The sequence below is a fragment of the Aquimarina sp. 2-A2 genome (assembly GCF_045505135.1).
Classification (GTDB): Bacteria; Bacteroidota; Bacteroidia; order Flavobacteriales; family Flavobacteriaceae; genus Aquimarina; species Aquimarina intermedia.
Map to the genome: position 1 here is coordinate 269751 of NZ_JBJKFI010000006.1, position 22337 is coordinate 292087.

At 34.6% G+C, this 22337-nt stretch carries 22 protein-coding genes and 1 tRNA gene; 11 read left to right on the forward strand and 12 right to left on the reverse strand.

The window, feature by feature from the left end:
* Positions 1–113 precede the first annotated feature (113 nt).
* The 3 genes from ACJRPK_RS14815 to ACJRPK_RS14825 form a co-directional block, all read right to left on the reverse strand.
* A complete protein-coding gene (locus tag ACJRPK_RS14815) occupies positions 114–1121 on the reverse strand; it encodes a 3-oxoacyl-ACP synthase III family protein (RefSeq protein WP_407141102.1) in 1008 nt (335 codons plus the stop codon).
* A 290-nt stretch (positions 1122–1411) separates the two neighbouring features.
* Positions 1412–2719, reverse strand: a complete 1308-nt coding sequence (locus tag ACJRPK_RS14820) for an ABC1 kinase family protein (RefSeq protein WP_407141104.1) — start codon at positions 2717–2719, stop codon at positions 1412–1414.
* A gap of 33 nt (positions 2720–2752) precedes the next feature.
* Positions 2753–3424: a TetR/AcrR family transcriptional regulator gene (locus ACJRPK_RS14825; protein WP_407141106.1), complete on the reverse strand. Its 672-nt coding sequence runs from the start codon at positions 3422–3424 to the stop codon at positions 2753–2755.
* 255 nt (positions 3425–3679) lie between these two features.
* Between ACJRPK_RS14825 and htpG the strand changes: the two genes are divergently transcribed.
* Together htpG and ACJRPK_RS14835 are read left to right on the forward strand one after the other, a co-directional pair.
* Positions 3680–5569 carry a molecular chaperone HtpG gene (gene htpG / locus ACJRPK_RS14830; protein WP_407141107.1) on the forward strand — a complete coding sequence of 630 codons (1890 nt, stop codon included), beginning with the start codon at positions 3680–3682 and terminating at the stop codon, positions 5567–5569.
* A gap of 68 nt (positions 5570–5637) precedes the next feature.
* Positions 5638–6312, forward strand: coding sequence for an EndoU domain-containing protein (locus ACJRPK_RS14835; protein ID WP_407141109.1), 675 nt, complete (start codon positions 5638–5640; stop codon positions 6310–6312).
* Positions 6313–6391: 79 nt separating this feature from the next.
* Here the strand turns inward: ACJRPK_RS14835 and ACJRPK_RS14840 are convergent, their stop codons facing one another.
* A complete protein-coding gene (locus ACJRPK_RS14840; protein WP_407141111.1) occupies positions 6392–8344 on the reverse strand; it encodes a prolyl oligopeptidase family serine peptidase in 1953 nt (650 codons plus the stop codon).
* Positions 8345–8608: 264 nt separating this feature from the next.
* Between ACJRPK_RS14840 and ACJRPK_RS14845 the strand changes: the two genes are divergently transcribed.
* The 3 genes from ACJRPK_RS14845 (at position 8609) to ACJRPK_RS14855 (ending at position 10987) form a co-directional block, all read left to right on the forward strand.
* Entirely contained in the window at positions 8609–9454 is an 846-nt protein-coding gene (locus ACJRPK_RS14845) for a DUF6503 family protein (protein WP_407141113.1), read from the forward strand.
* Positions 9455–9550: 96 nt separating this feature from the next.
* On the forward strand, positions 9551–10021 hold the full coding sequence (locus ACJRPK_RS14850; RefSeq protein WP_407141114.1) for a hypothetical protein: 471 nt from the start codon (positions 9551–9553) through the stop codon (positions 10019–10021).
* Between the two features lie 354 nt (positions 10022–10375).
* The gene (locus ACJRPK_RS14855) at positions 10376–10987 is read left to right on the forward strand and encodes an alpha-ketoglutarate-dependent dioxygenase AlkB family protein (protein WP_407141115.1); all 612 of its coding nucleotides are present in this window, start codon (positions 10376–10378) and stop codon (positions 10985–10987) included.
* Positions 10988–11051: 64 nt separating this feature from the next.
* Here ACJRPK_RS14855 and ACJRPK_RS14860 read toward each other — a convergent pair whose 3' ends face one another.
* A complete protein-coding gene (locus ACJRPK_RS14860; RefSeq protein WP_407141117.1) occupies positions 11052–11465 on the reverse strand; it encodes a DoxX family membrane protein in 414 nt (137 codons plus the stop codon).
* A gap of 205 nt (positions 11466–11670) precedes the next feature.
* Between ACJRPK_RS14860 and ACJRPK_RS14865 the strand changes: the two genes are divergently transcribed.
* The gene (locus ACJRPK_RS14865; protein WP_407141118.1) at positions 11671–12540 is read left to right on the forward strand and encodes an AraC family transcriptional regulator; all 870 of its coding nucleotides are present in this window, start codon (positions 11671–11673) and stop codon (positions 12538–12540) included.
* A 17-nt stretch (positions 12541–12557) separates the two neighbouring features.
* On the opposite strand, the gene ACJRPK_RS14870 is transcribed toward ACJRPK_RS14865, so the two are convergent.
* The gene (locus ACJRPK_RS14870; RefSeq protein ID WP_407141119.1) at positions 12558–13340 is read right to left on the reverse strand and encodes a S1/P1 nuclease; all 783 of its coding nucleotides are present in this window, start codon (positions 13338–13340) and stop codon (positions 12558–12560) included.
* 195 nt (positions 13341–13535) lie between these two features.
* Between ACJRPK_RS14870 and ACJRPK_RS14875 the strand changes: the two genes are divergently transcribed.
* Genes ACJRPK_RS14875 through ACJRPK_RS14895 form a run of 5 tightly spaced genes read left to right on the forward strand, consistent with a single transcriptional unit; the run spans position 13536 to position 19285 of the window.
* A complete protein-coding gene (locus tag ACJRPK_RS14875; RefSeq protein WP_407141121.1) occupies positions 13536–14474 on the forward strand; it encodes an alpha/beta hydrolase in 939 nt (312 codons plus the stop codon).
* A 22-nt stretch (positions 14475–14496) separates the two neighbouring features.
* Positions 14497–15306, forward strand: coding sequence for an HAD family hydrolase (locus ACJRPK_RS14880; protein WP_407141123.1), 810 nt, complete (start codon positions 14497–14499; stop codon positions 15304–15306).
* Between the two features lie 4 nt (positions 15307–15310).
* Entirely contained in the window at positions 15311–17173 is a 1863-nt protein-coding gene (locus ACJRPK_RS14885; RefSeq protein ID WP_407141124.1) for a peptidase M61, read from the forward strand.
* A 19-nt stretch (positions 17174–17192) separates the two neighbouring features.
* Positions 17193–18497 carry a DUF819 domain-containing protein gene (locus ACJRPK_RS14890; RefSeq protein WP_407141126.1) on the forward strand — a complete coding sequence of 435 codons (1305 nt, stop codon included), beginning with the start codon at positions 17193–17195 and terminating at the stop codon, positions 18495–18497.
* Between the two features lie 59 nt (positions 18498–18556).
* Positions 18557–19285 (forward strand): DUF4369 domain-containing protein, encoded by a 729-nt coding sequence (locus ACJRPK_RS14895; RefSeq protein WP_407141128.1) that lies wholly within the window; start codon positions 18557–18559, stop codon positions 19283–19285.
* Positions 19286–19345: 60 nt separating this feature from the next.
* Here ACJRPK_RS14895 and ACJRPK_RS14900 read toward each other — a convergent pair.
* From ACJRPK_RS14900 to idi, 6 genes are all read right to left on the reverse strand, one after another.
* A tRNA-Thr gene (locus ACJRPK_RS14900) sits at positions 19346–19419 on the reverse strand.
* A 57-nt stretch (positions 19420–19476) separates the two neighbouring features.
* Positions 19477–19743: a hypothetical protein gene (locus tag ACJRPK_RS14905; RefSeq protein WP_407141129.1), complete on the reverse strand. Its 267-nt coding sequence runs from the start codon at positions 19741–19743 to the stop codon at positions 19477–19479.
* 34 nt (positions 19744–19777) lie between these two features.
* Entirely contained in the window at positions 19778–20755 is a 978-nt protein-coding gene (locus ACJRPK_RS14910; protein ID WP_407141130.1) for a type I phosphomannose isomerase catalytic subunit, read from the reverse strand.
* A complete protein-coding gene (locus tag ACJRPK_RS14915) occupies positions 20748–21209 on the reverse strand; it encodes a peroxiredoxin (protein WP_407141131.1) in 462 nt (153 codons plus the stop codon). Before ACJRPK_RS14915 ends, ACJRPK_RS14910 begins: the two co-directional genes overlap by 8 nt.
* Positions 21209–21619 (reverse strand): 6-pyruvoyl trahydropterin synthase family protein, encoded by a 411-nt coding sequence (locus ACJRPK_RS14920; RefSeq protein WP_407141133.1) that lies wholly within the window; start codon positions 21617–21619, stop codon positions 21209–21211. Before ACJRPK_RS14920 ends, ACJRPK_RS14915 begins: the two co-directional genes overlap by 1 nt.
* Positions 21616–22134 (reverse strand): isopentenyl-diphosphate Delta-isomerase, encoded by a 519-nt coding sequence (gene idi / locus ACJRPK_RS14925; RefSeq protein ID WP_407141135.1) that lies wholly within the window; start codon positions 22132–22134, stop codon positions 21616–21618. Before idi ends, ACJRPK_RS14920 begins: the two co-directional genes overlap by 4 nt.
* Positions 22135–22337 lie beyond the last annotated feature (203 nt).

Here is a 22337-nt window from a genome sequence, read left to right on the forward strand (position 1 = left end):
AGTATAGAAGATAATATGGTTATGATTTATTTGAATTAGCCTTTAAGAAATTTAACCAGAAAAAACGCGAGACTTCAAGGTCTCGCGTTTTTTTGTGTTCTAGCTGGGTAGTATTACCACTTAATAATAGCGCTTCCCCATGTAAATCCACTTCCAAAGGCAGCTAATACTACGAGGTCCCCTTCTTTTATCTTACCATTTTCCCAGGCTTCTGTCAAAGCAATAGGAATAGATGCGGCGGTTGTATTTCCGTATTTTTGAATGTTATTATACACCTGATCATCTGATAACTTAAATTGCTTTTGAACGAACTGTGAAATTCTCAAATTAGCTTGATGCGGAATCAACATATCTATATCTGCCGCTGTAAAACTATTAGCTTGTAGCCCTTCATTAATCACCTCTGAAAAACGAACCACTGCATTTTTGAATACAAATTGCCCGTTCATATATGGATAATAGGGTATATCCTCCTGAGGGTTCTCTTCTATTATTTCAGGCACCCAATGTTCTGTACTAGGTCCCATAAGTGATAGCTCTTTTGCATGAGCACCTTCACTATGCAAATGTGTAGAGAGAATTCCACGGTTTTTGTCCTCACTACGTGTAAGAACTGCTGCTCCTGCACCGTCCCCAAATATCACAGACACCCCACGTCCGCGTGTGGTCATGTCCAATCCTCCACTATGGTTCTCACTACCGATTACCAACACATTTTTATACATTCCTGTTTTGATAAATTGATCTCCAACCGATAAAGCATAAATAAATCCGCTACATTGATTACGAACATCCAAGGCCGGGATTGTTCTCATATTCATCAAATCTTGTACTTGTACCCCTCCTCCAGGAAAATACATATCTGGACTTAAGGTGGCAAAAATTATAAGATCAATATCCTCATTGGTAAGCTTTGCTCTTTCGATGGCAATTTTAGCGGCTTTCACACCCATCTTGGCTGTACTGTTACCATCTCCCTTTTTGATGTGGCGTCTTTCTTTAATTCCGGTACGTTCTTGGATCCAAGCATCATTGGTTTCCATCACTTTAGACAAGTCATCATTAGTAACCACATTCTCTGGAACATAGCTCCCTAATCCTGATATTTTTGAAGTATACATATATTTTGAGTTTGTATTGTACGTAATTATCAATAATTACGTCTTAAATTTAAAAAACTGCAGAGCAAGATATGTATATTAATGGTTTTGATAAAAGAATCTTGCCTAATATTGTATGCACGCATACTAAATTTTGATCTTCAATAACTAATAGAGAAATTTCTCTAATATTCCTTTACTATAAAAATCCTGTACTTCTTACCACAAAAAGCGAAAGGCACGCCAACCACAGCATGCCTTTCTAACAACCTAACCAATAAATAAACAAACCAGGCTAGTCGGGCGACTAGCTACAGGTACCTTTCAAAATTTTTAACCTCAACGGTGGCTTTCAGGTCATGTAATAAGTTGTAGAGTCCAAAAAATGTTCTGTTGATATAGAGAAAATGCTTACTCCCTCTATTTCCATTCATTTTTCTCAACTCCGTATCATTAGAATATTTTTCACTTAATTCAGTAATACCATTCCAAAATGTTTCATCTGCAAAATCAAACGTTTCCTTATTAAAAGGTGTCGTAAAAAGACTTAACATTTCATAGAACAATTTAGAGAAATAAGCAGTCTCTTTTTCGGAATCATCTTTACGAAGAATTTCTAATTCGTATAGTTTCTTTGCAAAGAATTCAGGATTATCGATATTTTTTCTTTCTGCCAATTCAAAATATGGCGTGTAAAATTCCATAGGCACTTGTTTCACACATCCAAAATCAATAGCAATTAAATTTGTTTCACTATCCACTAAGAAATTCCCTGGATGTGGATCTGCGTGCACGGCTTTCAAAATATGCATTTGATACATATAGAAATCCCATAACGCCTGACCAACTTTATTGGCTTTTTCCTGATTCGTATTAACTTTGGCAAATTCACTCAAATGCATTCCATCCATCCAATCCATGGTAATCGTTCGCTCACTTGAGAGTTCCTCATAATATTTGGGAAACTTTAAGTTTGGAATAATCTCACATGCTTCGGAGATTTGTTTGCTTTGTTCAACTTCTAAGATATAATCTGTCTCCTCGAGCAACTTGCCTTCTACTTCTTTGAAAAACTTCTCAGAATCGTTACCCTTTAAATTAAACATTCTGATTGCAATAGGTTTAACCATTGCTAAATCACTACTGATACTGTCTGCAACTCCAGGATATTGAATTTTCACAGCAAGTTCTTTCCCAAATTTGGTTGCCTTATGTACCTGACCGATACTCGCAGCATTAACCGATTGAGTTGCAAACGTATCATATAATTCTTCAGGATATTTATCTAAATATCGTTTAAAAGTTTTTCTCACCAAGGGTGCGGACAATGGAGGAACGCTGAACTGTGAGAGTGAAAATTTTTCTACATAGGCACTAGGCAACAAGCTTTTCTCCATGGATAGCATCTGAGCAACCTTAAGTGCACTCCCCTTTAAGTTTTTTAAACCATCATATATATCAGAAGCATTGTCTTCGTTCAACTGATCTCGAGACATGTCTGGATTGATGGCTTTCTTACCGTAATATTTTAAATAATTACCTCCAACCTTCACACCTGTTTTCACAAGTTCTGTGGTTCTTCCTAATTTAGAAACAGGTATTTTATCAATTGTCTTCATACGTAATTTATTAGTAAAAAATAGTCTCGAGTTTTACATGGTTCTTTCTTTCCAAAGAAACTTGCCGAGATCTAAAATATTAGTAAGGGGCGTGTTATCAAAAACATCAAAAATCGTATTTACAGATTTTTCTATTGCAACATCTGTTTTTTCAAAACCTGCTGAGGCATCATCCATCCAAAACTTCAGTAAGAATAAAAATTGAATCCATGCACCCTCAGAAAATAGACTTGTAGGGTTTTTAGTGATTTTGAATTGTTTATCTTCATTATCCTCTGCTATCAATTCACTTGCAAAACTCTTAATCTGCTTGCGCAATCCTTTGAGCTGTTCCATGTTTTTTAATGCCATGTCATGCTCACTCAAGGCGAAAAGAATGTAACTTCTGTTTAAGGTCAACATCTCAAAAAAACTGTAAAAGAAAGTCAACATTTTCTCTCTGCTAGTAAATTGATCATATGCTTCATTAGCATGTGCAACTTCCATCGTTTTATCAAAGAGAATTGTCCAAATCTCTTTTTTTAAACCGTCAATATTTCCAAAATGAGCGTAAAAATCAGCTTCAGTAATCTTATTTGCTTTACAAAACTTATAGATTGATTTAGGATACATCTCATGTTCCAGCACATACTCCATATACATTGTAATAATGTCAAACTTTGAAGGTGCTTTTTTTGCGGTTGTTTTCTTTTTTGTGGTTGCCATGATTTTTAAAGTTTGATGTAAAATTACTAATTGTTTATCTTTTAAATAAAAAAGTTAAACAAATTGTTTGTTAAAGTTCTTTCAGAAATTTTGAAACTATCTTAGTACTGATAAGCTATATATGAAGTCGTTACAATTACGAAGAGCTTACACAATCATTGTAAAATGTCAGTTTGTCAGCATGTTAATCTTGGTATTTTTTTTGACCTACTCTATTGACAATTAATAAGTGAATAACAAAAAATATAATTCTATATGGCTACAGGAAGTATTAATGTATCAGTGGAGAATATCTTTCCTTTGATTAAAAAATTTCTTTATTCTGATCACGAGATCTTTTTACGGGAATTAATTTCGAATGCAACAGATGCTACGTTAAAACTAAAGCACCTTTCCAATATTGGAGAAGCTAAAGTTGACTATGGTAATCCAATGATCGAAGTTAAAGTTGATAAAGAGAAAAGACAATTACATATTATTGATCAAGGTATCGGGATGACCAAAGAAGAGGTCGAGAAATACATTAATCAAGTTGCTTTCTCCGGAGCAGAGGAGTTTTTAGAAAAATATAAAGACAGCGCCAAGGATTCTGGAATCATTGGGCATTTTGGACTTGGTTTCTATTCTGCCTTTATGGTTGCTGATAAGGTTGAAATTATTACCAAATCATTTAAGGACGAACCTGCTGCGCATTGGACATGTGATGGATCTCCCTCCTACACGATTGAATCCGCAGACAAACAAGAACGTGGAACCGAGATCATTCTTCATATTAGCGAAGATGAATCTGAATTTTTGGAAGATTCTAAAATATCAGAATTATTAACCAAGTACAATAAGTTCATGCCGGTTCCAATTAAGTTTGGAACAAAAACGGAAACGTTACCTAAGCCAGAAGATGCTAAGGAAGAAGATCCTGCGCCTACTCAAGAAGTAGATAACATAATTAATAATCCTAATCCGGCGTGGACAAAGCAACCGACAGAACTAGAAGATACCGATTACAAAAGTTTCTATAGAGAACTGTATCCTATGCAGTTTGAAGAACCACTTTTTAACATTCATCTAAATGTGGATTATCCTTTTAACTTGACCGGAATTTTATACTTTCCTAAGTTAGGACAGGATATGAACATGCAGAAAGATCGTATCCAGCTATATCAAAACCAAGTTTTCGTTACTGATAATGTTGAAGGAATAGTTCCGGAATTTTTGACCATGCTACGTGGTGTTATCGATTCTCCTGATATTCCATTAAACGTATCACGTTCGTATTTACAAGCTGACGGAGCTGTTAAAAAAATATCGAGTTACATAACGCGTAAAGTCGCGGATAAGCTTTCTTCTTTATTCAAAAATAACCGTGAAGATTTTGAACAAAAGTGGAATGATATTAAAATTGTTATCGAATACGGAATGCTTTCTGAAGATAAATTCTTTGAAAAAGCTGACAAATTTGCGCTGTATCCGACTGTAGACAACACCTACCTAACTTTTGAAGAGTTACAAGAGAAAATAAAGGATACGCAAACCGATAAAGATGGTAAAACAGTTATTCTTTATGCATCAAACAAAGATGAGCAACATGCTTACATTGGAGCGGCAAAAGATAAAGGCTACGAAGTTCTTTTACTTGACTCCCCTATCGTTTCTCATTTAATTCAGAAATTAGAGACCAGTAAGGAAAATATTTCTTTTGTACGAGTTGATGCAGATCATATCGATAATTTGATCAAAAAAGACGAAGAAAAAATCTCGAAGCTGTCTGATGAGGAAAAAGAAGCGTTAAAAACAGATTTAGAGCAGGTTGTACCTAAAGAAAAGTATACCGTTCAGCTGGAAGCAATGGACAGTAATGCCTCACCGTTTATAATCACACAACCCGAGTTTATGCGTCGTATGAAAGAGATGCAGCAAACTGGCGGTGGTGGCGGTATGTTTGGTATGGGTGGTCTCCCGGAAATATATAATCTGATTGTCAATACAAATCATGAATTAATCAGTCAGATCCGCGAAGCCAAAACAGATAAGAAAAAAGAGCGTCTGATTAAACAATCATTAGACTTGGCTAGATTATCACAAAACTTACTAAAAGGTGAAGAACTCACCAATTTCATCAAACGAAGTTTTGAAATGATTAAGTAAAATATATCATATGAACCCGCTATTTTTTTATAAAAAAGATAGCGGGTTTTTTTTGTATCTTTAATTTAATGATTGAACACTCTTTTTATATTGTAAATCAAATATCTACAACGGACAAACAAGGTCTGGCTACGGGACCAATCATTACAAAAATTCCAAATCATCTAGTTTATAATTCCGAACAGAAAATTTTGTGTTTCGAAAATGGAGATGGTCCTTTTAACTCACTTCGTGCTCTAAAAAAGAACTCTGTAATTTTTAAGAATGTAAAAGGCACGAATATTAAAAGAGCTCAGAAAATTCTCAAAGAAAGCAACATTCATGAGGTGCAAAATTTTATCACCACTCCAAAAAATCGAATTTACAATTCTGAGTTTATAGATTTAATAGATCATTGTATTAGAGGCAGAGTTTCAAACGGCAAAATAACTGGAGTACATTTTTATGATGAAGATAGAGTAAGAATTTTGAAAATTACAGACAACAATATTAAGAATGGAGTATGGAAAGCTAAATTTCAATATAAAAATCCTTTTAATTATAAATGGATAACTAAAGAAGCTGAAAGTACATTTTTTCCTAAAAACTGGAATCTAACTAAATTGTTTCAAGAAGTCAATTTTGCCTATAATAGAAAAGTAAAATTATCCAATAATAAATTTAAAGGAATAACTTCTGAGGGAATTGCTGTCATATTCATTTTCAATAATGGGAAACCGAAATCTGTCTACCCTCTACTATAATTAACATAAGATTGAACATAACAAACCCCGTCCAGACAAGATCCGGACGGGGTTTTATTTTGATTCTTACCTAGAAATCTTATTTAAGATGCTTTGCTAAAAACCCCATCATGGCTTTGTACATCTCAATACTATTTTCTTCTTTGGCAAAGCCATGGCCTTCATCATATTTGACCATATATGGAGTTTCAAATCCTTTTGCACGTAAGGCGCGTACGATTTGATCGGATTCGTCAATATTAACTCTGGGATCATTTGCCCCTTGAACTACAAAAAGTGGCTTTTTAATTTTATCAATCTGAAATACAGGAGATACTTCTTTCATTATTTTATTTTCCTCAGCGACATCTTCATCATACCAGATCTCTTTTATGATTTTCAGATAAGGTTTCCAATAAGGAGGAATGGTCTTCATAAAAGAAAATAAATTCGACACCCCTACATAGTCCACTCCGCAACAATACAAGTCCGGTGTCTTGGTCAAACCTCGTAAAACAGCATAACCACCATGGCTACCCCCGTAGATTGCTATTTTCTCTTCATCAATCCAACCCTTGCTTATAACATATTGGATACCATCTTCGACATCATCCATCGCTTTTCTACCAATTTGTTTAAAACCGGATTCTAAAAATTTTCTTCCATAGCCTCCAGAGATTCTAAAATTTATTTGGAGTGTAGCATATCCTCTACTGGCAAATAATTGATTCTCCGGATTAAAGCCCCAAGTATCTCGTATACCTTGTGGTCCACCGTGCGGATTCACAATCAATGGAACTTTTTGTGAAGGTTTTATATTTTTGGGTAGAGTTAGATAGCCATATATTGTTATCCCATCACGACTTTTAAATGAGATCGGTTGCATGGTGGCCATCTCTTCTTCCAGTAATTGTGGCATTAAGTTGTAGAGCAATTCAAATGAATCCTCTTCTACATCATACACATAATACACTCCGTATAATACATCGCTTTGTATAAAGACTAAGTATTTATCTTCATTATCGGTTTTATCAGCGATAGCATACTGCTGATCCGGAAAGTGGTTGGAAATGACAGTATGTAATTTTTTATAATAAGTACTAACCGGTACGATTACTTTTTTCTCTCCCTGAAATGAAAAATAATCAAGTTCAAAATTACGCTTTCTAGACAAGCCTAACCCCGACACATCATAAAGAAGATCAGAAAATAATTTTTTGATTATTTTATCTTCTTTAAGATCATATAGGTATATTTCTGACCGATCACTCGTCAAATTAGAAACCACGTAGGCTTCGTGTTTATTTTCTGGTCTATATGAGAAGCTTTTGATCGAAAAAGTATCTTTCCAATTAAGTTCTTTTAAACACTCATAGTTATCAGTTTCCTTAGCATAATAAAGATCTATGTCTACCCCATTGCGCAATCGGGTAAAACCTCTTAACTCTCCATTTTTATCGAAAATATAATCCATAATAGGATGTTCGATATCATCATTGACGTATAATTGTTGCAGTGCTCCTGTATTAACATTAATACGATAAGGCTCAAACACTTCCTTATTGGTTTTATTCATTCCAATAATTATATGTTCTTTATCCTCTTTGAGCATTTGCAAAATTTGAACCTGAACGCCATCGAATGGGGTAAGCTCTTTTGTATCTGATCCGTCAACATTGGTAGCAAATATGTGGTAATTCTCATCTCCACCGGTATCCATTACAAAAATCAAACGATTTTCATTAGCCCAACCATATCCACGTATTAACTCCTCTTGCTCTTGAATCGCCTGCGTGATCTTCCCATCTTCTAAATTCTTAACATACACATGATTCTTTTTAATCGCATCTTTCTCTTGATATGAGAGATATTTACCATCGGGAGATAATTGAAAACTTTTAGCTTTTGGTTTAGCAAAATAATCTTCTATTGTATAGGCGTAAGTTCCATGATCCTGAGAACTCAATGTTAACAAATCTTCTGGAGAACTTACCAGAGAAACATCTCCGGGTACTTTTTTTTCACTCTTAGTATCTTGATCCGTACTACTCATAAACTATGATAATTTTGATTTTTTTGCTTCAAACTAAATCAAAAATACCACTATGAATTAAGAATACATAATGGTTATATATTTTAAAATCGGAGCAAGCACTTGGATTAAAACACTATCATACCAAATCATTCAAATTTACAACGATATCCTATTGGTTTACTGAAATTGATTATATGTTACAATTATCATAATATTCAATAGGTGGTGTAAGCTTTTTGTACTTTTAAGGACTAAAGTTTCTAATTCAAAAACAACCTGAAAATGATCAAAAAAATAACCTTGATTCTTATAGCTGTAGCCATCACAAGCTGTAATACATCAAAAAAAGAGGAAACTAAAGATGAATCTGCTACTCAAGAAATGATGCCGGTTGAGCCTGATGGAGGTATCGGTGATGGCGCTGTATCCATCTCTGATAACTACGTGAGTGCTATAGAAACTGCACATAAAAAAAATGAATTCATCGATAACAAGATGGTAAGTTTTAATGTTAGCCTAGTATTTGGAGGACAGGAGCGATTAGATGCTAAAGTAACTATGCTAACCAATTCATCAAAAATAAGAATTGACAAAAAAGACGGGAGCAAATTAATTTTTGATGGCTCTGATGTATATTTATGTCCAATGGATGCAAATGATAAAGGAGCAAGATTCGACATGTTTACCTGGACTTACTTTTTTGGTTTACCATATAAGTTAAGCGATGAAGGGGCTAATATCGTGATGGCTGATGATAAGAGCCTTGATGATAAAATTCACAGTACAGCAAAAATGACTTTTGAGCCTGGTACAGGTGACGCTCCTGATGACTGGTATGTACTATACAAGGATAATGAATCTAATTTATTGAAAGCTGCTGCGTATATAGTAACCTTTGGAAATAAAGAGGGAGAAGAAAAAAAACCTGAACCCCATGCGATTCAATATAAAGATTACCAAATGGTGGATGGAATTCCTGTAGCAATGCAATGGGAATTTAATAACTGGTCAGCAGCGAATGGAATGGCAGAAAAACTGGGAGAAGCAACAATAAGCGATGTAACTTTTATGGAGGAGGAAAGTGATTTATTCGCTACACCAGAGAATGCTAAAAAAATTACGATGTAGCAAACCCTAGCTTTAGATATCGAAAAAAATACCGCCACACAGCGGTATTTTTTTGTATATTTAAGTATACGATTCAATGTCTTTACTAATTCTGTCATGACCACTTTATTTAAAAAGCTAAAATTACCATCCAGCCTAGATGAAATTCTTATTTTAAATGAGCCGGAAGGCTTTGCTTCAGAGCTGGATAAATTGCAGAATATTAGTATTAAGGAATCCTTGGTACAGGTCTCAGAAGTTGACTTTGCCATTGTATTTGTAACAGACATCAAAGAAATTGAAAACAGAATTGAGACGTTGTATCCAAAACTCATAGGAGATGCAATACTTTGGTTTGCATACCCTAATCAGAATTCGAAACGTTTCATTTCAAATATTTCCTCCTCATATGGTTGGGGCATTCTTGATGACTATGATCTAATAGCTGTTAAAAAGCTGGCGATCAATAAGGATTGGGAAGGTATACGTTTTCGAAAAGCAACGTATACTAATCCCTATATGAGACTGAAACAAAAATTCTTAAATAAAAGAAAATCTTCTATCACTAAAACTCCAAAAACTACATGAGTTGGCATTTATATCTACTGTCCTTTATCCTAATTATTGCAGGAATTTTTCACTTAATAAAACCAAAAGCATTTATGCGAATTATGCCACTCTATCTACCGTATAGAAAAACTTTGGTTTATCTAAGTGGTCTTTTAGAAATAACGCTTGGGATACTTCTTATCACTATGGAGTTTAAGATTTACGTCTTATGGTGTATCATAATTTTATTAATTCTGTTTTTTCCCGTTCATGTGCATATGATTATCAATAAAAAAGCGGGTTTGAACCTACCCAAATCTGTGTTGATTTTTCGTTTTTTTCTTCAGTTTATACTGATTTACTGGGTCTATCAATATTTATAATATTCTCAAAATGGCATATTCCCTTTTTGATAATGCTCAAGAATCAATACAATTACCTATGCAGGATGCTATAGTTGAATATCATCCGACTTTCTTGAATACTGATAAGGCTAATGATCTCTTTACCTATCTGTATAAAATTGTTCCTTGGCAACAAGATCAAATTACGGTATATGGTAAAACATACATGCAACCGAGATTAACTGCACTATATGCAATTAACAAAAACCCATACGAGTATTCTAACATACGTATGTATCCACATGAATTTCCTGCGATATTAATGGATGTTCTTGATTCTGTAAATAAAATTAGTAAGGAACAATTTACGACCTGTTTAGTGAATTTGTATCGGGACGGACAAGATAGTAATGGATGGCATGCTGATGATGAAAAAGAATTGGGGCCTGATCCAATCATAGCTTCTTTAAGTTTAGGAGAAGCACGCTGGTTTCATTTAAAACATAAAACAAATCCATCACTAAAGTATAAATTGAAGCTCACTTCCGGAAGCTTACTGCTGATGAAAGAAGGTTCTCAAAAAAATTGGCTGCATCAACTACCCAAATCTAAAAGAATCACTGAGCCGCGTATTAATCTCACTTTCCGAAAGATTCTCTAAAAAAATAAGTGGTTATTTACATTATTATGATGTTAAATAAATAAGATCTGACCTCAATATGGACTTATGCTCTCATCAACCAATCTTTGGATTGACCAATAGGTTTCGGATTATAATCATCCTTGATAAACAAAATTAAGGACACAATAAATAAGGTGATATGGGTTGTAACCAAGCTTTCTTCTTTTACATCTAATAAAAATAGTACGGTTCCAGAAAACAAAACCATAGCGGTTAGCAAAACAGGTTTTGTAAAAAAACCTAACAATAAAAATGAACCAATGATAAACTCGACAAAGGGGACTAAGGGAGCCAAAGCTTCTAAGGCCTCAAAACTAAAAAAAGATGCATTGCTAAAAAACATATCTAGCTGTACTAAAAAGCTAGGATAATCAAAAACATTATAGGCTCCGTGAACTAGTAAGTATGATCCAAATAGGATGCGGGAACAAGCGTAGAAAAAAACTCTAAATCTCATAGAACAGAACAAGGTTTTATTTTGGACTTACAAATATAACGCCCGCTTAAAATATTACTGCTTGTACAATTCGCCAGAAAACTTGTATAATCTCATTGATAAATGATGTTATAAACATACGCAAACGTTTGCGTAAAATTTTACTTGTGTATTTGAACGATTGTAATCTCATCATTTTTTTGTAACTTTAAAAGAAACAAAAGTTATGACGCGTTATTCTTTGCATGAAATTTTTGTCGTTGACCAATATTCTTCAGATAATTGGGAAAAAGAACCTCATAACCACAACTATTTTGAAATCATTTTTATCGAGAATGGAAGAGGATACCACACAATTAATGGAATTAAAACACCTTACCACCCCAAGAATATTTTTCTTCTAGCTCCTGAAGACACGCATCATTTTGAGGTGCTCCAACCCTCTACTTTTACCTATTTCAAGTTTACCGAATTACTATTTTCCAGCAAAGTTAATCTACCAGATCGAAAATATTGGTTGCAACGTATTGAACAACTATTGCATCATCCTAATATTATTCCGGGTGATGTAATATGTAAAGAAGATGACCGTGCTATTGTTTGGGATATACACGATTTGGTATTGAAGGAATTTGAGAATGAAAAAATTTATTATCAAGAAATTATCTCAAATGCGATCAGTACAATTTTGAGCCTGATTGTACGTAATATATCTGAAAAACATAATTATGAAGGTGATTCTAAGGTGGCTTCTCCCTCTAAAATAGATCAGATTTTAAGCCATATTAGACAAAATGTATATGATAACGAGCGTACTAAAATAAACTTCTTATCCAATAAATTCAATATGTCTCAAAGTTCGATAAGCACCTATTTCAGGAAAAAAACAGGAGAATCTATTCATCAGTATGTTACCAAATACAAAATGAAATTAGTAGAATATCGCCTACAGCATACCGAATTTACTATTGCAGAAATTGCCTATCAGCTTGGTTATACCGATGAAAGTCACCTAACCAAAACATTTAAAAAATATTTTAACATGTCTCCCAAACAATATCGCGACGAAGTGAGCACATCGTCGGTAAATGATTAGGGCTTGTCAGCACTGGATTACTTAAAAATTCTATTAAGTACCGCTGCTAACCTTGCGCCTCCTTTTTCTAACTGCCCTTGTACCAACTCAAAATTATCGTACATATATCCATACCCTAAGTTCTCTCCAATTTGAGCAGAGGCATATACCTTTCTAGCCATGTTTTGAGACTCATAGCTCCAATCTATCACTGATCCTTTAGTAATATCTTTGAATTCCTTTTTAGAAAAATGAGTTGCGTTATCAGCCAGCTCTGTATAGCTCATTCCGTAATGATTGATCATTTCACTATCCCATACACGATGTAAATTTGATCCCTTCTTAAACCATTGTACCTGAATATCATTACCACCTTTATCTTCGCCTCTACCTACGTGTAAAGGTTGATGCAAATCTCCAATAAAATGCACAAGCATTTTCAGATAAAAAGCTTTATCCTCTTGCGTGCTTGTCTCAGTATTTAATATGTCAATACACGTTTGTATTCCTTGAATAATATCTCCACCCTGATAAGCTGTCTCCTTACTATACCGCTCTCCAAATTTGAAATTGACATAATGCCACGGTCCGAACTTCCTAAACTCCTTATCGCTCTTAATATCATCTGCATAAGTAGAAACTTCTGCAATCGAATTACCATCAAGTAATAAGCGAATCTTACGAGCTGCACGCTTGGTCAAATATTTTTCAGCAATTTTAGCCGTAGTTCTATGTCCGGTTTTTCCCCAGTCCTCCTTAGCCATACATAGATTAACCATCAAACTTGCAAAAACAACCAAAAGTATCCTGTGATATTTCATTCTTAAATTTTGAGACAAAGATAAAAAAGGGTATGTTAGTGCACTATTAAAATATAAGTTTTCGTTTAGCTAAAAGTATATATTTTTCCATAAAATTACGTTTAATTAAATTATTGCATATTAACTTGAATAGTCAGCATTGTTTCAAGTTACTATGAAAGAAAATGAAATTGAGTGAATAAATTACCCCAAACTATGAGAATTTATGTAAGCATGTTATTTTTTCTACTGGTGACCATTAGTTTCTCTCAGGAAAAAGAGTACAACAGTGCAATTATAAAGATTAACCCGTATGTCGAAGGCAATTTAGTTACCCCTTATGCCGATGATAAAGTTCCATTGTTGATATTTATTATGGATGCAGGTGCTATTAATCGGGATGGGAATGATCGTATGTCCAAAAATGAAACCTTTAAAAAATTATCAAGAGAACTTGCTAAACATGGAATAGCTTCTTTTCGGTATGACAAAAGAATTTTTGCGATGGATCGCATGGGCATGAGGGAAAATGAAATTTCTTTTAAAAATTTTATTGACGACGCAATAGAGACCATTGATTATTTTGAAAAGAATAATGATTATTCTAAAATAATTCTTGCCGGTCATGGTCAAGGTAGTCTTGTGGGTATGATAGCTGCAAGAGACAGAGCTAATGCTTTTATTGGTATTGCAGGAAATGCTAATAGCATAGATAATGTTATTATTGATCAACTTGCAGAGCAAGCCCCGGGACTGGATAAAAGTGCTGCATTAGCTTTTAAACAACTCAGAGAGAATGGCAGAGCCACAGTATATGAACCCGCATTAGAGTCCATATTTAGATACGATCTTCAACCCTTTATGCGTACATGGCTGCAATATAATCCCAGAGAGGAAATAGCTCAACTTGAAATTCCTATTCTTTTGCTTTATGGAAAAAAAGATATTCAAGTAAACACGAGCGAAGGAGAAAAATTAAAAGAGGTTGCGCCTGATGCACAATTTGTAGCTATCGATAATATGAATCATATACTAAGAGAAATTAAAGGTAACCGTTTGGAAAATCAAAAATCTTATAATGAATCATGGCGACCAATTATGCCAGAGGTTATTGGTACATTGGCTACATTTATCAAAGACATTAGTATTCAATAAATTCAACTTAAATTTTTACTAGATGCCGTATCGCATTGTATTTACTGATATTGACGGAACCCTTTTAAATGTTAATCGAGAATTATCCGATTTTACTATTCGTGAGATCCTTCGAATCAAATCGCAGATTCCTGTCGTTTTAATTTCCTCAAGAATGCCAAGTGGTATGTTGCATTTACAAAAACAATTAGGGATTGAGAATCAACCTTTAATTTGTTACAACGGCGGACTTGTTCTTCACAACAATAACATACTGCATTCAACCACTATACCGATTGAAGATGTGCATAGCATAACGCAACAAGCAACTAGTATAAATTTACATCTAAGTTTGTATCATGCTAATGAATGGTATGTCCCGAATAATGATTTTTGGGCACAACGAGAAGCCGCAAATACAAAGGTCACTCCCGTAGTACAAGATTTAAGAACTACTGTTGATACATGGAAAAGAGAGCACAAAGGAGCACATAAGATTATGTGCATGGGCGATGAGGAGAGTGTTGATACAATGTTTGAATACTTACAACAAAATTTTGAAAACCAACTTCACCTCTATCGCTCTAAAACTACCTATATAGAGATAGCATCAAAATCAATTTCTAAAAAGACAGCAATTCAAAATATACTATCATCTCACTACAAAATAGATATCAGCGATGCACTAGCTTTTGGAGATAATTATAATGACATAGAAATGATCGAAGCTGTAGGTACGGGAGTTGCGGTTGCAAATGCAAAAAAAGAAACATTACAAGCGGCACAACATATCACACTCCCTGCAAAAGAGGATGGGGTTGCCCAATTTATTAAAGATCATATCTTACTATAAAACTGTGTTGAGAAGATTAGGGTTATTTCTGAGTATAATACTTTTAGCTATTGCATGTAAAACCAGCAAACCAGCACCTTATGTGTATGCTTCTCCGATTCTGGCATCCATTGACTTAACTACGGTAATAGACGACAAAATTCAAGTAATCTATCATCCGAATAACGTATCACAAGACACCTTGCTCTTTAGTTTTCCTGCAATTATACCAGGAACCTATACTTTGGCAAACTATGGTCAATTTGTAGAAGAATTTACAGCATTCACTAAAGAAGGCGTACATTTAAAGACAGAAAAGATCAATCAAAATCAGTGGATACTTTATGAAGCTAAAAAAATAGATAAAATTAGCTATTGGGTTCACGACACATATGATAATGAAGAACAGCATAGTATATTTTCACCAACAGGATCAAGTTATGAAGAAAATCAACTTTTCCTGCTCAATCTCCATGGGATAATAGGCTATTTTGAATCGTCTCAATGGCAAGAGCATACAGTGTTGATTAAATACCCTTCTCATTTAAATGGTTCTCAGACTGAAAAAGCCAACCAAGAAAACACGTTACCATACGGAATAGATAAATTTTTATTTAACGATTACGCTTCTTTAATTGATAGTCCTATCATGTATCAAACTGCGGCACCAGAACAATTTACAATAGATGAAACGGCTTTTCATCTGAGCACCTATTCCCCCAAAAAAAGGCATAGCTCTAAAACGATCCAACCATCTTTGCAAAGAATTTTAAAGGCACAGAAGAATTTTTTAGGAAACTTTATAAGCCCTACCCAATATTCAATTCTTTTATACCTTTCTAGTTCAGCAAACAACGATGCTCGGGGTTATGGAGCTTTAGAACATCACAATGCCACGCTCGCCGTGTTACCAGAATCTCTATCCGCCGATAATTTAGAGGCCTCATTGACAGATATTATCTCTCATGAATTTTTTCATATTTTGACCCCGCTTCATCTGCACTCAGAAGAGGTACACAACTACAACTATCAAAATCCTACAATGTCACAGCATTTATGGTTATACGAAGGTGTGACAGAATATTTTTCAATACTTTTTCAAATTGATCAAGGTTTACTATCAAAAGAAGAATTTTATAACAGAATTATTACTAAAATAAATACTGCAGCACAATTCGATGCTATAGCATTTACAAAATTAAGTGAGAATATTCTGAAAGATCCTTATAAGAGTCACTATCCTAATGTTTATCAAAAAGGTGCTTTAATTGCAATGTGTATAGATTTAATCATGCGTGAAGAAAGCAAAGGTGCCTATGGAATTCTAGACCTACTTAAAAGTCTCATTAGCTCATATGGAAGCACTACGCCCTTTGAGGATGACGCGCTTTTTTCTACGATCAGAACATTATCCTATCCTTCGGTAGTAACGTTTCTTGAAAATCATGTCGATAATGATATAGCAATTGAGTATAATGAATATCTTAATAAAGCTGGATTAGAATTAACTAAAAAACAGGTACCTACCTCATACTTTATTCACGAGACACAACCCCTACTCGAATCCGATCAAGTAAAAAACGAAATACGTTTCAACGATCACGTAATAAATAATTCTTTTCTACAGAGTTTGGGTATAAAAAATCAAGATGTACTTTTGGCAATAGATACTAAAAAATACACCCCTGCTAATTTTTATGAGATATTTGCGGACGCTAATCGATGGAAGGTAGGAACTATAAAAGAATTCAAAATTAAACGTGGATTAGAAACCCTAACACTTAAAGCAACCCTCAGTGCACCTACAAGAACGGTTTCTATAATCAAAGAAATGGAAAATTCTTCTGAACAACAAGAAACTGTTTTTAAGAATTGGATTAATGAATAATTAATTAAGACGCTTACTCATGGAGAACACACCTTATTTTACCAATGATACTGTAGTTTTTGGAATCCTGATGCTTTGTTTAGGTCTGGTATTTTATACAACTTCACTCACCAGTACTTTTTGGAAATCATTTTATAGATATGTCCCTGCACTATTACTATGCTACCTTCTACCAGCTATATTTAATTCCGTTGGATTAATATCGCCAGAGTGGAGCGCGCTAGACGATAACGGAAACCTGATAGAAAAATCCTCAAATGTGTATTATGTTGCAAGCCGGTATTTATTACCTGCTTCCCTAGTTCTGATGACCTTGAGCATTGACCTTAAAAGCGTCTTCAATTTGGGTCCGAAAGCCTTAATTATGTTTTTTACTGGAACAGTGGGTATTATAATTGGTGGTCCTATCGCAATTTTACTAATATCCCTTGTATCTCCTGATACATTGGGAGGCATTGGATTCGATGCAGTATGGCGAGGGCTCTCAACACTAGCAGGTAGTTGGATTGGTGGGGGAGCTAACCAAGCTGCCATGCTTGAAATTTACCAATACAATCCCGATAAGTACGGAGGAATGGTATTGGTTGATATCGTTATAGCGAATATTTGGATGGCAATTATACTCATCGGCATTGATCGCAGTAAGGCCATAGATAAATGGCTTAAAGCTGATACCACGGCCATTGAAGCTTTAAAAAATAAAGTAGCTAATTATACGGCAAGTATTTCTAGAACACCTAGTCTTACAGACTACATTATTATGCTATCAATAGCCTTTGTAGCAGTGGGACTTGCACATTGGGGAGCAGGAGGAATTTCTTCCTTCTTATCAGAAAACTTCTCAGTATTTAACGATAAGAGTTCGGCTCTATCCTCTTTTACTTCCACTTTCTTTTGGATGATTACTATCGCTACCGCGATTGGCATTCTATTATCTTATACAAAAGTAAAACAATATGAAGGTGCGGGAGCAAGTAAGTTAGGAAGTATTTTTATCTATATTTTGGTAGCAACAATTGGTATGAAAATGGATTTGGGGATGATTTTTGAAAACCCTGGTCTTTTAGCAATAGGGCTCGTTTGGATGACTATTCATGCTGGGCTCTTAATTGGAATTGCAAAATTAATAAAAGCCCCCTATTTCTTTCTGGCAGTTGGAAGCCAGGCAAATGTTGGCGGAGCAGCATCAGCACCGGTAGTGGCGGCTGCATTTCATCCTTCACTAGCAACTGTTGGTGTACTGCTAGCAGTTTTTGGTTATGTGGTGGGAACCTATGGCGCAATTTTATGCACAATATTAATGGAAATTGCTGCAGTCGGTTAGTATACTATTTCAAATTATAGCATCTTTGTCTCAAGTTCAAATCAAACCAAATACCATCAATGAAATATTATATTACTATTCTTACCATGTGTTGCTTACTTATAAGCTGTTCATCTCCCAAAAAAGGGAATGTTATAATTAATGGTACTATTAAAGGGCTCAAAAAAGGAACCGTCTATTTACAGAAAGTTCAAGATACTATTCTTGTGAATGTTGACTCTGTAGTGGTAGAAGGAGATCCAACCTTTGTTATGTCTACGGATATTAAAGAACCAGAAGTAATGTATCTATATCTTGACAAAGAAGATGGAGTTCCCTACAATGACCGATTAAATTTCTTTGCAGAGCCCGGTGAAATAACAATCAACACCACTTTAATGGCGTTTGAAAAAGATGTTAAAATAAAGGGTGGGAAGAACGAAATGAAACTCCAGGAATTCAAAAAAATGAACCAACGTTTCAATGATCGTAACCTAAGGCTAATAAAGGAAAATTTTGAGGCGGGTAAACAGAATGACCAAGAAAAGCTCATGGAAAACGATGCTGCTTATAAGAAATTACTCAGACAAAAATACTTGTACACCATCAATTTTGCGGTGAACAACCGAAAGCTTGAAGTATCTCCGTATGTTACATTAAATGAAATTTTTGACGCTAACATAAGCTTTCTTGACACTATTGCTAATGCAATGAGTCCGAGAGTAAAAAAGTCGATGTATGGGAAGCAACTTATTCAATATATTGAAGATCGCAAAGCCCAGGAAGCGTATAGTGAGATTAAGGAATAAGTGAGAAAAAATTAAATATAAAAAAACTCCAGATGAATCATCTGGAGTTTTTGCTTTTAGAGCCGATGGAGGGACTCGAACCCACGACCTGCTGATTACAAATCAGCTGCTCTAGCCAGCTGAGCTACATCGGCAAAGCGGCTGCAAATATAATTTTTGATTTTATATTTGCAAATACTTTTTAAAAAAAATTACAAAGAATTTACTTTTTCGATCAATTCAATCGCATTCTTTTCCAAATCTTCGCGCACTGCTTTGAAATGAGCTGAATAATTCTCAACTTTTCTTTCGTTCACACGAACCATTAAACTATCAAAAGTATTGATAGCATCAGTAATTATTTCTTCTGATGCTTTCTTATCAGCTTCAGGGTTATGCGCTTGCCATAAGTATACAGCCTCAATTATATCACCCAAAACGTAATTAATATCTTTCTTAAGATCTCTTTTATTTGCCATTATATAAAATTTTATGCAAAACTACTCTTTTCAATTAAATGTACACTTGTAAAACTTTCGAAAATTGCGCAGATAGCGTTAATTCTTTTATCATTGCCGGAACTAGTACTGTTTGACCAGCTTTTAGTTTTATAGTGTTGGTCGTTGCTTTTATTTCAACTTCTCCTTCTACACACATGTAAATAACAAATGAATCCAAAGTTAAATGAGAAAGCTGGATTGTAGTTGTAATTTCGATCAATTCTGTATTAAAATGGGCACAATGGACTAAAGGAACATTTGTATTTGGCTGAGAATTATATCCAACTTTATATTTATCGGTATTAGCAAAATCAATAGCCTCTAATGCCTCCTGTTGATGTAGCTCCCGACTGTTACCCGAATCATCCACACGATCCCAATCATATACACGATAAGTAATATCTGAGGTTTGTTGAATTTCAGCTAGTAAGACTCCGGCACCAATGGCATGGATAAGACCTGCATATACAAAAAAGACATCCCCTTTCTTAACTGATTCATAATGTAAAATATCTTTGATAGTTTTTTGACTCACATGTCGTTGATATGAATTACTATCCACTATCTGATTGAAGCCCACTATGATGTTAGATCCTTCATCAGCCTGAACCACGTACCACATTTCTGTCTTACCTAAAGAGTTATGCTTGACCTTAGCCACTTCATCCCCGGGATGCAATTGTACTGATAAATCTTCTTTAGCGTCTATAAACTTAATGAGCAAAGGAAACTTCTCACCAAAACGCTCAAGGTTCTTCTTGCCTAATAAGTCTGATGCAAAGAATTGTATAGCTTCAGACAATGATTTCCCGGCTAGCAGTCCGTTACTAATAATCGAACTCTCTCCTTCTACATCACTGATCTCCCAACTTTCTCCTAATCTATTTGAAATAGATTTTTTGCCTAGCACTGTTCTGAGCTTACTACCTCCCCAAATTTTTTCTTTTAAAATTGGTTCAAATTGAAGTATATATAATGGTGTTTTATTCATTAACCAGTTCCTTTACTTTGGTAATTGCCATTTTAAAATGATGCGTAGCTTTCATACTATTAAATTTGAATACAAGAATACCATCTCGATTTACGACAAAGGTTTCACGACCCGGTAATAAACCCAGCATACGCGATTCAACACCAAAAAGTTTACGTAGCTTACCGTTTGAATCAGAAATAAACTGAAAAGGTAATTTGTATTTTGCTTTAAATCTTTTATGAGAACTGACTGAATCTCCACTTACCCCTATCACTTCTACTCCATACTCCTTAAATTCCTCGTAGTTATCTCTAAAATCACAAGCCTCTGTAGTGCAACCGGGTGTAAAATTCTTTGGGTAAAAATAGATAACAAAAGGCTTAACACCTATTAAGTCCTTACTATTTAATTCTTTTCCGCTATCATCTTTTCCCGTAAACTCAGGAATCTTATCTCCAATATTCAAACTCATTATTCTCCTTTGTAAATAACAAAATTACGTGGTGTCTCGTATAACGTGATTTCAATGTCAAACTTTACCGGTAATTTATTTCTTAATTTTCTCCAAATTACCACTGCAATATTCTCCACGGTAGGGTTTAATTCTTTAAACTCTGGTACCTCTTCGTTGAGATTTTTGTGATCTAAAGGATCTTCTACTTCTGTACGAATATACTCTTTCAAAATTTTCAAATCAATCAGATACCCTGTCTCTGTATCAATTTCCCCACTTACCGCAACAATTAGCTCATAGTTGTGTCCATGATAATGCGGATTACTGCACTTGCCAAAAATTTCTTTATTTTTTTGGTCACTCCAGTCTTTTCTGTACAGCCGGTGTGCTGCATTAAAATGTGCGGTTCTACATGCTGTTATTTTCATAAGGCAATATGCGAATAAAACTTATCAAAAATAATTTTAAACCAAGCAGTATAATGATCCGGGCGCTGTTCGATATCATTACGAACATCCTCTAAAGACATCCATTTCCATGCCGCCACTTCATCAGGATTAATGGTAGGTTGATCTTCAAAAGTTCCTACAAGAATATGATCAAACTCATGTTCTGTCAATCCATTATCAAAAGGGGCTTTGTAAATAAATGAAATAGTTTCTTTTAAATCTGTAGTAAATCCCATTTCTTCCTGTAGTCTACGTCTACCCGCGGCTATATTTGATTCACCTTCTCGCTGATGGCTACAACAAGTGTTGGTCCAAAGTCCGGGAGAATGATATTTATGCAAGGCTCGTTGCTGAAGCATCAGTTCGTTCTTTTTATTCAAAATAAAAACAGAGAAAGCACGATGCAGTTTTGCTTTTTGGTGAGCCTCCATTTTTGGCATCAAACCGATTTGCTCATCTTGTTCATTAACTAAAATAACCTTTTCTTCTTCCATGCGATTGTATTGTGTCAAAATTACAAAATCGCATTACCAAATCATAATCAAAAGCTACAAGGCATGTTTTTATACAAAGAAATGATTGTTGCTGATCTAGGTTTGATGAAAAATTATCGACTAATTTTAAAAGAAACGAGGGGTTAACATTCTGTTATATTTTCTAAAGAGTTCAAAGCGTAAAAACACCTCATAACTCCCAT

Excerpts from the sequence above, each read along its gene's own strand:
- ACJRPK_RS14815 (WP_407141102.1), bottom strand. The coding sequence starts at position 1,121 with ATGTATACTTCAAAAATATCAGGATTAGGGAGCTATGTTCCAGAGAAT.
- ACJRPK_RS14820 (WP_407141104.1), bottom strand. The coding sequence starts at position 2,719 with ATGAAGACAATTGATAAAATACCTGTTTCTAAATTAGGAAGAACCACA.
- ACJRPK_RS14825 (WP_407141106.1), bottom strand. The coding sequence starts at position 3,424 with ATGGCAACCACAAAAAAGAAAACAACCGCAAAAAAAGCACCTTCAAAG.
- htpG (WP_407141107.1), top strand. The coding sequence starts at position 3,680 with ATGGCTACAGGAAGTATTAATGTATCAGTGGAGAATATCTTTCCTTTG.
- ACJRPK_RS14835 (WP_407141109.1), top strand. The coding sequence starts at position 5,638 with ATGATTGAACACTCTTTTTATATTGTAAATCAAATATCTACAACGGAC.
- ACJRPK_RS14840 (WP_407141111.1), bottom strand. The coding sequence starts at position 8,344 with ATGAGTAGTACGGATCAAGATACTAAGAGTGAAAAAAAAGTACCCGGA.
- ACJRPK_RS14845 (WP_407141113.1), top strand. The coding sequence starts at position 8,609 with ATGATCAAAAAAATAACCTTGATTCTTATAGCTGTAGCCATCACAAGC.
- ACJRPK_RS14850 (WP_407141114.1), top strand. The coding sequence starts at position 9,551 with ATGACCACTTTATTTAAAAAGCTAAAATTACCATCCAGCCTAGATGAA.
- ACJRPK_RS14855 (WP_407141115.1), top strand. The coding sequence starts at position 10,376 with ATGGCATATTCCCTTTTTGATAATGCTCAAGAATCAATACAATTACCT.
- ACJRPK_RS14860 (WP_407141117.1), bottom strand. The coding sequence starts at position 11,465 with ATGAGATTTAGAGTTTTTTTCTACGCTTGTTCCCGCATCCTATTTGGA.
- ACJRPK_RS14865 (WP_407141118.1), top strand. The coding sequence starts at position 11,671 with ATGACGCGTTATTCTTTGCATGAAATTTTTGTCGTTGACCAATATTCT.
- ACJRPK_RS14870 (WP_407141119.1), bottom strand. The coding sequence starts at position 13,340 with ATGAAATATCACAGGATACTTTTGGTTGTTTTTGCAAGTTTGATGGTT.
- ACJRPK_RS14875 (WP_407141121.1), top strand. The coding sequence starts at position 13,536 with ATGAGAATTTATGTAAGCATGTTATTTTTTCTACTGGTGACCATTAGT.
- ACJRPK_RS14880 (WP_407141123.1), top strand. The coding sequence starts at position 14,497 with ATGCCGTATCGCATTGTATTTACTGATATTGACGGAACCCTTTTAAAT.
- ACJRPK_RS14890 (WP_407141126.1), top strand. The coding sequence starts at position 17,193 with ATGGAGAACACACCTTATTTTACCAATGATACTGTAGTTTTTGGAATC.
- ACJRPK_RS14895 (WP_407141128.1), top strand. The coding sequence starts at position 18,557 with ATGAAATATTATATTACTATTCTTACCATGTGTTGCTTACTTATAAGC.
- ACJRPK_RS14905 (WP_407141129.1), bottom strand. The coding sequence starts at position 19,743 with ATGGCAAATAAAAGAGATCTTAAGAAAGATATTAATTACGTTTTGGGT.
- ACJRPK_RS14910 (WP_407141130.1), bottom strand. The coding sequence starts at position 20,755 with ATGAATAAAACACCATTATATATACTTCAATTTGAACCAATTTTAAAA.
- ACJRPK_RS14915 (WP_407141131.1), bottom strand. The coding sequence starts at position 21,209 with ATGAGTTTGAATATTGGAGATAAGATTCCTGAGTTTACGGGAAAAGAT.
- ACJRPK_RS14920 (WP_407141133.1), bottom strand. The coding sequence starts at position 21,619 with ATGAAAATAACAGCATGTAGAACCGCACATTTTAATGCAGCACACCGG.
- idi (WP_407141135.1), bottom strand. The coding sequence starts at position 22,134 with ATGGAAGAAGAAAAGGTTATTTTAGTTAATGAACAAGATGAGCAAATC.